Here is an 11597-nt window from a genome sequence, read left to right as displayed (position 1 = left end):
CCCAGGGTAACTAAACAACGTTAATGAACGGGGCAAAAGTCGTTAAAAGTCTCTTAAAAGTAAAGCAAGGGGCCCGCAAAGCCGGTAAAATTGGGGGATTGCGGGCCCATAGCCAGGCTATTCCTCTTCGCCTTTCACTTCTTCTGCTTCGCTTTCCAGGTTTTCGACCGTGGAGACGATGGCCACGTCGGCAATTTCGTCGCCCGGCTCCAGCTTGATCAGGCGGACGCCCTGGGTGGAGCGGCCCATGACGCGGAGCTCGTCCATGGAAGTACGAATGACGATGCCGGAGCGGTTGGTGATCATGAGGTCGTCGGTTTCCGTCACGGCCTTGATGGCGACCAGGTTGCCGGTCTTTTCGGTTACTTTCAGCGTCCGGACGCCCTTGCCGCCGCGGTTGGTGATGCGGTATTCCTCCCAGTCGGAGCGCTTGCCCATGCCTTGGGCGCTGACGACGAGGATGGTCTTATCGGCGTCTTCGACGTGGTCGAGCGTCACCATACCGATGACGGCGTCATCTTCCCCGTCCAGGCTGATGCCCCGCACGCCGGTGGCCGTACGTCCCATGTTGCGGACTTTCTCTTCCTCGAAATGAATGGCCTGGCCCTTGCTCGTGGCCAGGAATACGTGGCTGCTGCCGTTGGTGAGTCGTACTTCCAGCAGTTGGTCGCCTTCGTTGATGGTGATGGCGTTGATGCCATTGGCACGGGGCCGGCTGTACAGCTCCAGGCTGGTTTTCTTTACCACGCCCTTTTTGGTGGCAAAAATGATGGAGTGGTTGGCCAGGAAGGCCTCGTCCGTCAGGTCCGGCACGCTGATGTAGGCCCGGACGGTATCGTCCATCGGCATGGCGATGAGGTTCTGGATCACGCGGCCGGCGCTTTGTTTGCCGGCTTCGGGGATTTCGTAGATCCGGAGCCAGAAGCAGCGTCCCTGCTCGGTGAAGAGCATCAGGTAATTATGGTTACTGGCAATGAAGAGGTGCTCTACGAAGTCTTGATCCCGTGTCCGGCTGCCCCGGCTGCCGCGGCCGCCCCGGCTCTGGGCGCGGTACTCGCTGACGGGGGTGCGCTTGATGTAACCTAGTTTGCTGATGGTGACTACCACATCCTCATTGGCAATCATGTCGGTGATGGAAATGTCGGCCGTATCGTGGCTGATCTCCGAGCGGCGCTCGTCGCCAAAACGGGTTTTGATGTCGAGGAGTTCTTCCTTGACAATGGCGCGCTGCCGGGCCTCACTGCCCAGGATGTCGCGGAGGTCGTCAATCAGGTGGCGGATCTCGGCGTATTCGTCGCGGATTTTGTCCAGCTCCAGGCCCGTCAGGCGCTGGAGGCGCATGTCGAGGATGGCGCGGGCCTGGGCTTCGCTGAGTACGTCGCCTTCCAGGACGACGAGTTCAGCCGTCTGGGCTTCTTCGACGAGGGCACGGAACTTGTTCCAGAAGGCGTCTTTGTCGTCGATGAAGTCGCCGCGCATCAGGGCTTCGCGGGCGTCGTCGGGGTTTGAGCTGGCGCGGATGAGGGCGATGACTTCGTCCAGGTAATCGAGGGCGACCAGCAGGCCGATCAGGATATGGGCCCGGGCCAGGGCTTTATTGAGCTCGAAAACGGTGCGGCGCTGGATGACCTCGATACGGAAGTCGATGAACTCCTCCACCATGTCCTTCAGGTTCAGAGTCATGGGGCGTCCGCGGACGAGCGCGACGTTATTGACGCCGAAGCTGGATTGCAGGGGGGTAAACTTATAGAGGTAGCTCAGGACGATGTTGGCCATCGCGTCGCGCTTCACTTCGATGACGATGCGCAGGCCGTCGCGGTCGGATTCGTCGCGGACGTCGCTGATGCCGGTAATCTTGCCTTCGTTGGCCAGTTCGGCGATTTTGGCAACCAGGGTGGCTTTGTTGACCTGGTAGGGGATTTCGCTGATGATGATTGCTTCGCGGTCGTGGTCATCTACCTGGATGGTGGCGCGTCCGCGGACCACCACGCGGCCGCGGCCGGTGCGGAAGGCTTCGCGCACGCCGTCCATACCATAAATAATGCCGCCGGTGGGGAAGTCGGGCGCTTTGATGTGGCGCATCAACTCATCGATAGTGATCTCGGGGTTATCCACCGTCGCCATGATGCCGTCAACCACTTCCGTCAGGTTGTGGGGCAGCATGTTGGTGGCCATCCCGACGGCAATGCCCGAGGCACCGTTGACCAGCAGGAGCGGCACACGGGTGGGCATTACGGTGGGTTCCTTGAGCGTATCGTCAAAGTTGAGCTGGAAGTCTACCGTGTCTTTGTCCAGGTCGCCCAGGACGGTTTCACTGATGCGCTGCATGCGGGCCTCGGTGTAGCGCATAGCAGCGGGGCTATCGCCGTCCATGGAGCCAAAGTTCCCTTGCCCGTCCACGAGGGGGTAGCGAAGGGACCATTCCTGGGCCATGCGGACCATGGTATCGTAGACGGAGGAGTCGCCGTGGGGGTGGTACTTACCGAGGACCTCCCCGACGATGCGGGCGGACTTCTTGTGGGCGCTGCGGAAGCTCAGTCCCAGCTCGTTCATCCCGAAAAGGACCCGGCGGTGGACGGGCTTGAGGCCATCGCGCACGTCGGGCAGGGCCCGGCTCACGATCACCGACATCGAGTAGTCAATGTAGGCGGATTTCATCTGGTCTTCGATGTTGACCGGGATGATGCGCTGCTTATCTGGCATATTAAGTTATCTGGTAAAGCGTAAGTCGTTAGTAGTCAATAGTTCATAGGGCGCGGCCGCAGGTGCCGGGAACGTTTGAGGAGCGGGGGAGGGGCCTGGCTGGGCCGGGCAAACACCTGCTTTGCTCCCCGTTGGTTCCAGCGCGGGGCTACGCCAGCGTCGTTACTTTCCCGTAGGAAGCGCCCGCGAAGGTAGGCATTTTTGGCGGCTTTGGGAAGGATTTTGGGGGTAAAAATGGGGGGGCGGAGGACAGAAGTTTGCATCGGGCCAGCCCGATTGGATTTGCTTCCGGGGTGGGCAGTTGCAGAAGGCTTTTGCGGGACTTTTTCCCTTTGGTGCCTGTGCGTGGGTCCCGGGACTGGTATTACGGAGGAAAGAGGGCTTGGTGCGTAAGGCGGATCGTTTTGCCGGGGAGTTTTGGGTGGAGAGGAGGACGGACTTTTTTCTGGACCTCAGGTGCATGTTTTTCGGCAAAAGGGTTTATCTTGCCGAGGCGCATTCATCTAAACCTCACCCCCAGGTTGCGCCACGGTTTGCCACACACTCACTCGAATGCGGTACCGACGTGTGCTAGCTCCCAGAGGTATTCTTTCATAAAGACATCAAGGCTATCTTACGCTATACTGATGTACCAGATCGGCATCTGTGTAGCATGGTCGATATTTTGGATGGAGAAAAGGGTGATTGAGATGAAGGGTTGATGTGGGAATAAGATTTTAGTAACAAAAAAAAGAAAAATGAAAGTAAATGCTTACGCGGTCCTTGAGCCAAAGGGGAAATTATCACCTTACTCGTATGAACTAGGTGAACTAGGGCCAGAACAAGTAGATATCAAAGTATCCTACTGCGGTATTTGTCATTCTGATTTGAGTATGATCAACAACGAATGGGGAATGACGCAATATCCTCTCGTGCCTGGCCACGAAATAATTGGCGAAGTCGTTGCCGCAGGTCAATCTGTTAAAAATGTGAAAATTGGCGACAAAGTAGGCTTGGGCTGGTTGTCTGCCTCCTGCATGAGCTGTCAGCAATGTATGGAAGGAGACCACCACTTATGCAACAAAAGTGAATCTACCATCGTAGGAAGGCACGGCGGTTTTGCCGATTTCGTACGTGGGCATTGGTCGTGGGCCATTCCTCTTCCCGAAGCCATCGATTTGAGTAAAGCGGGGCCTTTGTTGTGCGGTGGAATTACCGTCTTTAACCCAATTATCCTGGCTGGTGTAAGACCAACGGATGTTGTTGGCGTAATTGGAATTGGAGGTTTAGGACACATGGCGATTAAATTCTTAAAACATTGGGGCTGTGAGGTGATTGCATTCAGTTCCAACCCGGATAAAAAAGAGGAGATTCTTGCCATGGGTGCAAGCAAAGTGATTAATTCCCGGGAACCCGATGAATTAGCATCGATTGCAGGAAGTTTACAGTTCATCCTCAACACCACCAATGTGAGCCTGGATTGGAATGCGTACCTCACAACACTAGCTCCGAAAGGAAGACTGCACACCGTAGGCGCGGTACTAGAGCCCATGGCGATTCCCGCATTCAGTTTAATTAGTGGGGAAAAATCAGTAGGTGGAAGTCCAATAGGAAGCCCTGCGCTCACTAAAACGATGCTTGACTTTTGTGTGAGGCACGAGATTTACCCAACTGTGGAGGAATTTCCGCTGGAAAAGGTCAATGAAGCGCTAAAACATCTGGAAGAAGGCAAAGCCAGGTTCAGGATCGTTTTGAAAAATTAGTAATTACTACGGGTAGGGGAAATGATGGCCTGGCAGGGGCACCCCACCAAGGAGACATTGCGGGTAATGTGGTAAACACGGTGTCAGTACGGAGGTCAACCTCCCCAGCACCTGCGGCCGCGCCCAGCATAAAACACTACGCTGCAAAAGTAGCCTCCCTCGCCTGATGCTCCTTCGTGGCCTTGTGTAAGCGGCGGCATATCTTGTCCAGCCAAACCAATAGCTACCGATGCGACTGCTCTGCCCACTTTTCGTAACCTTGCTGGTCGGCCTCCTGGCCAGCTGCGGCCAATCAAGTACTCAAGCGGACCAGGCGGCCGCCTTGACCCGCGACTACCGGGATCTCCTCACGCTCTTTGCGGAATGGCGCACCTTCGAGCAAGCGCCGCTCCGGGAAGGTGCCCCCGACTACACCGCCGCAACTTTCCAGCAGCGCCGCCCGGCCTTCGAGGCACTCCAGGCCCGCCTGCTGGCGATGGACACTGTGGGCTGGACGGTGGCCCAGCGGGTCGATTGGCAACTCATTTGGGCAGAAATGAATGGCTACGATTTTAACGAGCGCATTCTGCAGCCGTGGGTTCGCGACCCGGCCTACTACAAGGCGGTGTGGACCGACCGCAGCGACGTGCCCGCTCACGAAGGCCCCACCAACCACGGCACTACGGAACTGTGGACCTACACCTTCCCGCTAAGTGCGGCGGAAAAAGAACGCCTGCTCGGCGACCTGCGCGTGATCCCCCCGCTGAACGCCCAGGCCCAACTGAACCTGACGGGCAATGCCAAAGAACTCTGGGTGGCTGGCATCCGGGACATCCAGCGGCAGGTCGATGACTTGCGGGAACTCCTTGGTAAAGAAGGTGTTGCGCAGGAGGCTGAACTCGCCACCGCCGTACATGCCGCCATTGCGGCCACGGAGGAACTGGTGGGTTGGCTGCAAAGTGAGGCCGCAAACAAGACTGGCCCCTCCGGCATCGGCAAAGACAACTATACCTGGTACCTCCAGAATGTCCATCTTGTACCCTTAACCTGGGAGGACGAAGTGATGATTCTGAAGCGGGAGCTCGCCAGGGCCTGGGCGTCGCTCAAGCTGGAGGAGCACCGCAACCGGGCGCTGCCGCCGCTCGTTGCGGCCGACACACCGGAGGCCTACGCCAGCAGGGCGGAGGCGGCGGCCGAGAGCCTGCTGCGTTTCCTGGAAGAGCAAGACATCGTGACGGTCAAAGACTACTTTGCCCCGGCCTTGCGGGAGCACCTGGGCGCTTTTGTTCCCGCCGAGCGACGCAACTTCTTCTGGATTACGGCCCATTACGACCAGCGGCCGCTCTATTCCCATTTTTACCATTGGTTCGAGTTGGCGCGGATGGATACGGAGCCGCACGCCAGTCCGGTCCGCCGCGGTGCCCTCCTTTACAACATTTTCGACTCCCGCAACGAGGGCATGGCCACGGCCGTGGAGGAGATGTTCATGCAGGCGGGTTTGTACGACGATGATCCCCGGGTACGCGAAATCGTTTACATTATGATTGCCCAGCGGGCGGCCCGGGGCCTGGGCTCACTCTACGCCCACGCCAATGAGCTGACCATGGAGGAAGCAGGCGGTATCCACTCCGAATACACCCCGCGCGGCTGGATGAAAACCGAGCGGGAGTTGCTGCTCTTTGAGCAACACCTCTACCTGCGGCAACCGGGCTACGGCACGAGCTACATCACTGGCAAATACCTCATGGAAAACGCGCTGGCCGAGCTGGCGCGGATCCGGGAAATGGAGGGCAAACCCTTCACGCTGAAGGATTTTTTTGATCAACTGAACAGCATCGGGAATATTCCGATTGCTTTGGGGATGTGGGAGATGTCGGGGGTGGAGGGATGGTAGAATGTTTTTGTTTGCATTGGGGTTTGACATGAAGTAAAGCCCAACGCGCTCATTCCTCATCGCCCTCCGGCATTTTTGAAAAGTCTGCACCATAAACTTCCTGGAGCCTTGCAAACGCTTCCGTTTTGTCGCCTCTTCGAAGCAATTCCATAGCCAGCTTTCGTACTTTTTTAAAGTTTTCCTTGGAAATCGCTTTGGCTATCTTCTCTAATATTTCCCTGCTTTCCGGGCAGCCTGAAGCTTCATCTGGACTACCCACTTTGTACGCTGATACTGTTATATCACCAGTGAACTTCGGATGGCTTCCTATTTGATACGAAATAGAAAACTCTGCGGTCTTGTTTTCTCCTGTCCCGATCCATCCGTCGTTGGTCTTCATAAGAAGATTAGTAACGTCTTCTTCAACCCCAAAGCCGAAAGGATTTAGGAAGTCAATTTGCTGTAAGCCTCCCGTCTCCTTCAGTGTCAACCTTACGTGCAAATGACCAATCCCACAATTTTCTCGCGCCATCCTGGGATAGCGAATGTGGCTATACACTTGGTTTAAAAATGCTTTTTCTCCGCCCTCGAAATGATCTTCGAGAAATTTTCCAAATTCATCACTGACCTGAGCGCGTAAGCCAATGGGGCCCGCAAAAAGCGATGCAAACAAAAGGAAAAGTAGTTTTTTGTGCCAATTCATGGTTTGTTGATGTTTTATTTTTAACGCTTTCAATTGCCCTTGTCCTGTATCTCAATTGCGCTTTCGTTATCTAGAACGTCGTCCTAGGGAAGACGATGCTGGGCAAGTGCAGGTCTGGTGCATAGGCAATGGGTAAGCGGCGATTTGCTTCCTGAATAAATATACTGGTGCCAAGATAAGGTGCTTGTCTGAAAGGATGTATATGTTGCAGTGAAAAAACTGGTCGTTTAATCTGTACCAAGAGTTTGAAAGTCAAAAAAGCACTAGCTTGCGCCATCTTGAGCCTTGAATTTTGCCCAGGCAGAGTGGCTGCCCCGGCGCTTCACCAACGTATGGATAAAAAACAAACGAAAATGGCAGTTGGCGGCGCGGCAGTCGGCAAGGGTGGTGCCGGAATAGGGTGGTACTTTTGCTGAGGTATATTTTTTATTTTTGGTCCTCCTTCATCTCCCCAACGCGGTCAACCTATCGGTATGCTTTAATTTTCTACCTCCTATGCAATTCACCACCATCCCATATCCACAGTATCTGGAAAGTGTCCCGCAAACAGGCCGGCACATTCTGGGCCACCAACGTGCTGGGCAAATCCTCGTATACCAGGCCTATAACCACGCTATTGCCGATTTCGCTATCAAAAACCAATATTTAGGCGGCAGTGCCTACAGCTATTCGAGGATGTCCTGGATAAAACCTAACTTTCTGTGGATGATGTACCGCTGTGGTTGGTGTGCCAAAGAAAACCAAGAAAGGGTACTGGGTCTTTGGATGAATACAGCGGATTTTGACTTGATCCTCAGCCAGAGTGTTTTCAGTTCTTTTAAGGAAGACGTATATGAAACGACCGAATTATGGAAGGAGGAACTGACCAGGCTCCCCGTTCGTTTGCAGTGGGACCCGGACCACGACATCTTCGGGAAAAAGCAAGAACGCAAGGCGATACAACTGGGCATCAAAGGTGATTTGCTGCAGCAATTTGCTAAAGAGATGATTTTAGAGGTAATTGACCTGACGGCATTTGCGAAAGAGCAACAAAAGAACATTGCAACGGGGCATATCAGATCGGTGCAGGTCCCCGAAGAATGGGTGTATTTGCCCCAAAGTGACCAGATAAAAAGGCAAATTGGCTTGGATGTTTAAATAATTGTCCGGGATGTTTTTCGATCCAAAATAAGCTTTCGCTTGCCTGGTTTATTCCTTTCCCCCTTTCCCCCTTTCCCCCATTATTCCCTTCCCCCGCCGTTCAACGTTCCCGGCACCTGCGGCCGCGCCCATATTCAAACCACGCTATTCAGGGCGCGCCCGCAGGTGCAAGGCCAGGGATTGGGAGCGGAGGAAGCACCCAGCCCAAGACCTTTCCCCCGCCCGCCCGCAGGAATTTATTGGCCCAATTGCCCTAACTTTGCGTCGCCAAAATCAACTGCTCATGCGTTTCCTTGCACTTATCCCCACGCTTTTGCTGCTCTTCGCCTGCGGTGACGGTGGTTCCTCCAACGCCGCCAGCGCCCAGCAAGCGACCGACCTGGAAAACCCCAACATCCGCCTGGACATAACGGGGACCAACCCCCAGGGCGCACTGCTCGTCGGGCAGTACCTCGAACAGCAATTCCGGGCCGACAGCGCGGAAGTGGAGGGCAACGTCGCCGTTTTCAAGCGGGATACGCCCTACGAACCTGGCCATTACTACGCCTACTACCCCGACGGCACGAGTGTGCAGCTGCTCATTGATGCCGACCAAACCTTTACCCTGACGGCCAACTCCAGCGATCTGCTGGGCACCATACAAGTGGAGGGCAGCACCGACAACACCCTGCTCTACCAGGCCCTGGCCTTCGAGAACACCCAGCAGAACGAATTCCGCCGCATCGGCGAGGCCCTGCGCGCCACCCAGGCGGGTACCGAGGCCTACAACCAACTGCAGGAGGAGCGCCTCCAACTGGTGGAACAACGCCAGACTTTCCTGCAATCCCTCTACGCCCAAGCCCCCAACTCCCTGTTTACTTCCTTCAAACGGGCCGGTCAAAACCCCCAATTGCGCGATATCCGCAAGCCCGATGGCAGCCTCGACGAGCCCGCGCAGGTGACCGGCTTCCGCTACGACTTCTGGAAGGAAGTAGACTTTTCTGATAAGCGTCTCCTGCGCACCCCCGTTATCATCAACAAACTCAAGCGCTACGTCAAAGAACTGACGCCGCAAAATGCCGACTCCATCATTGCCGCCAGCAAGTTTTTGGTCGACCAAACCCTCGATCACCCCGAGTTCTTCCAGGTCTTTGCCAACTGGATCACCCTGGAGTACGAACCCGGTAAATCCACGGTGATGGACGCCGAGGCCATCCACGTGTATATGATCCAGAACTACTTCACCCGCGACCGCGCCTTTTGGTCGGACAGCATGACCGTGTGGGGCCTTCAGGATCGCGCCGACCAGATGGCCCACAGCCTGGTGGGACAGGCTGGGCCTGACATCACGGTTCCCGGCATCGACGGCCAACCCAAGCGGCTTTACGACCTCAAAAAGCCCTATATCGCCGTCTTCATGTTCAACCCCGAATGTGAGCACTGCATCGAGCAAACGCCCAAACTGATGAGCGCCTACCAGACCCTGAAGGGAGACCTGGACATCTACGCCATTGCCATCGATACGGAAGCCGGGAAGTGGAAGAGCTTCGTACAGCGCTACGGCATGGGGGCCTTCACCAACGTGTACGACCCCACCAACCGCTCGATCTTTAAGACCTATTACGTAGACAATACTCCCGAGCTCTACCTGCTGGGCCCCGACCGCAAAATTGTGGCCAAAAACCTCAAGGTGGAGCAACTCGCCGAAGCCATTGCCCTCCACAAAAAACGGAACGGATAAGGAACTGCGGGCCGGGCGCGCATCATTCCCGGAGGGGAGAGCGTTATGGGTGAGCCCCCCAAAAGCACTACCTTTGTTTCATGCGCCTGACGATCATTTTCCTATTGGCTTATGCCCTTTCGGCCCTGGCCTCCTGCCGGGAGGAAACGGCAGTGCCTGCTGATCTGGCTGCCGACTACAGCCATTTCCCCCTGGAACTCAACCGACCGGTGTACTATGCCCTGGACAGCATCGTCTTGTTCAATACCGTGCAAGGCGTTGTTTACGACACCAGCCGGAGGGAAGTCCGCGAAACCCTGGTGGAGGTCAGCCTGGCACCAGACGGACGGGAAGTCTACCGGGGCGAGCGCTGGCAGCGGCCATCTTCGAACCTGCCCTGGACTTTCGTACAGACTTTTTCTGTTTACCGGACCACCACTAGCGCCGTACGTCAGGAAGACAACCTGGTTTTTACCAAACTGGTTTTCCCCCTCCGCCAGGACCAACGCTGGGATGGGCATACGGCCTTTGATGCTTCGCGCGACATCGTCGTGGGCGGCGAGTTTCTCGACGTTTTCAATGGCTGGGACTACCGCTACACGGAAGTCGGCCAGCCCATCACCCTCGCCACCGGCGCTACCTTTCCGGAAACCGTCTTGGTTACCCAGGCGGAGACGGATAACCTCATCGACCTCCGCTTCGCCTTCGAACGCTACGCCCCCGGCATTGGCCTGATCGAAAGGGTCATTGACGCCCGCCATACCCAGTGCCGCGTCTGCTGCGGCGGAGATACGGCGGCCTGCATCGACCTGCCGTGGGACCAAAAGGCTGAAAAAGGCTTCATCCTGCGCCAAACCTTCTTGCGTCGGGATTAGTACAATCAATAGCTGCACTATGGATCTTGTTGAAATTGGCTGGACGGGCAAATCCCACGGCCTGCGCGGGGAAATCAAGCTACGCGTACAAGACTTTTACGAAGAAGACCTCCTGGAAGCGAAGTCCATTCTCATCGGCGATCCTCCCGTTCCCCACTTTCTTGAGTACGTACGGGGCGAAGGATCCATCATCGCCAAATTGGAAGGCCTGGACAGCCGCGAGGCCATCCAGCTGCTCAGCAACCAGCCCCTGTGGCTCCTCGCCCACCAGGTCAGTGAGCGGGAAGCGGAGCCCGATACGCCCTACGATGCATTGATCGGTTTTACCATTGTCGCGGAAGGGTACCCGCCGCTGGGGCCCATTGATGCCATCATCGACTATCCACAGCATTACCTGGCGGAACTGGATCACGAGGGAAAGACCATCCTGATTCCTCTGCACGAAGACCTGATTACGGGACTGAACGAAAGCGAACGCATCCTGGAAATGGACCTGCCCGGCGGACTACTCGATTTGGGCAAAGAATAACGGCGAAGCGCACGCTGTGCACTTCGCCGTTACCGATCGATAGAGCCGTCTTCGTTTAACGAATAACCACTTTCCCGGTCTGGATGCCAGCGTTGCCACTGACTTGGTAGAGGTAAACGCCGCTGGCCAATCCGTCGATGTTCCACTGAACGTTGGCGCTGCCACCGCTGATGGTCTGTTTGATTTCCCGGACGACGCGGCCGTCGGGAGCTACCAGGCGGGTGAGGTAATCGCCGGCCGTGGGTGCTTCAAACTGGAGGTTAAAGCGTTCGCTGGCGGGGTTGGGAAACACCCGGGCCCTGGCCCAGGGTGACGAGGAGGGGGATAAAGAACACGCGGTTTTTCGGGCTTCGG

9 protein-coding genes are annotated in these 11597 nt (G+C 56.1%); 6 read left to right on the top strand and 3 right to left on the bottom strand.

All coding sequences use genetic code 11. The features are described from left to right. Positions 1 to 117: 117 nt before the first annotated feature. The gene (gene gyrA / locus H9S92_RS04900; RefSeq protein WP_187465591.1) at positions 118 to 2703 is read right to left on the bottom strand and encodes a DNA gyrase subunit A; all 2586 of its coding nucleotides are present in this window, start codon (positions 2701 to 2703) and stop codon (positions 118 to 120) included. 737 nt (positions 2704 to 3440) lie between these two features. Here gyrA and ahr point away from each other — a divergent pair. Together ahr and H9S92_RS04890 are read left to right on the top strand one after the other, a co-directional pair. Continuing rightward, on the top strand, positions 3441 to 4445 hold the full coding sequence (gene ahr / locus H9S92_RS04895) for an NADPH-dependent aldehyde reductase Ahr (RefSeq protein ID WP_187465590.1): 1005 nt from the start codon (positions 3441 to 3443) through the stop codon (positions 4443 to 4445). A 229-nt stretch (positions 4446 to 4674) separates the two neighbouring features. Beyond that, complete coding sequence (locus H9S92_RS04890; RefSeq protein ID WP_187465589.1) at positions 4675 to 6318, top strand: hypothetical protein; 1644 nt, start codon at positions 4675 to 4677, stop codon at positions 6316 to 6318. Positions 6319 to 6367: 49 nt separating this feature from the next. On the opposite strand, the gene H9S92_RS04885 is transcribed toward H9S92_RS04890, so the two are convergent. Then, positions 6368 to 7000, bottom strand: coding sequence for a hypothetical protein (locus H9S92_RS04885; RefSeq protein ID WP_187465588.1), 633 nt, complete (start codon positions 6998 to 7000; stop codon positions 6368 to 6370). Positions 7001 to 7495: 495 nt separating this feature from the next. Between H9S92_RS04885 and H9S92_RS04880 the strand changes: the two genes are divergently transcribed. The 4 genes from H9S92_RS04880 (at position 7496) to rimM (ending at position 11243) form a co-directional block, all read left to right on the top strand. Beyond that, entirely contained in the window at positions 7496 to 8137 is a 642-nt protein-coding gene (locus H9S92_RS04880) for a DUF4291 domain-containing protein (RefSeq protein WP_187465587.1), read from the top strand. 286 nt (positions 8138 to 8423) lie between these two features. After that, positions 8424 to 9860, top strand: coding sequence for a TlpA family protein disulfide reductase (locus tag H9S92_RS04875; protein ID WP_187465586.1), 1437 nt, complete (start codon positions 8424 to 8426; stop codon positions 9858 to 9860). Between the two features lie 80 nt (positions 9861 to 9940). Further along, positions 9941 to 10714: a hypothetical protein gene (locus H9S92_RS04870; protein ID WP_187465585.1), complete on the top strand. Its 774-nt coding sequence runs from the start codon at positions 9941 to 9943 to the stop codon at positions 10712 to 10714. A 19-nt stretch (positions 10715 to 10733) separates the two neighbouring features. Next, on the top strand, positions 10734 to 11243 hold the full coding sequence (gene rimM, locus H9S92_RS04865) for a ribosome maturation factor RimM (RefSeq protein ID WP_187465584.1): 510 nt from the start codon (positions 10734 to 10736) through the stop codon (positions 11241 to 11243). A 55-nt stretch (positions 11244 to 11298) separates the two neighbouring features. Here the strand turns inward: rimM and H9S92_RS22635 are convergent, their stop codons facing one another. Next, a complete protein-coding gene (locus tag H9S92_RS22635; protein ID WP_187465583.1) occupies positions 11299 to 11535 on the bottom strand; it encodes a T9SS type A sorting domain-containing protein in 237 nt (78 codons plus the stop codon). Positions 11536 to 11597 lie beyond the last annotated feature (62 nt).

The organism is Neolewinella lacunae (assembly GCF_014349155.1).
GTDB lineage: Bacteria > Bacteroidota > Bacteroidia > Chitinophagales > Saprospiraceae > Neolewinella > Neolewinella lacunae.
The sequence above is the reverse complement of the archived record's forward strand: the minus strand, read 5'-3'. Positions and strand labels throughout refer to the sequence as shown.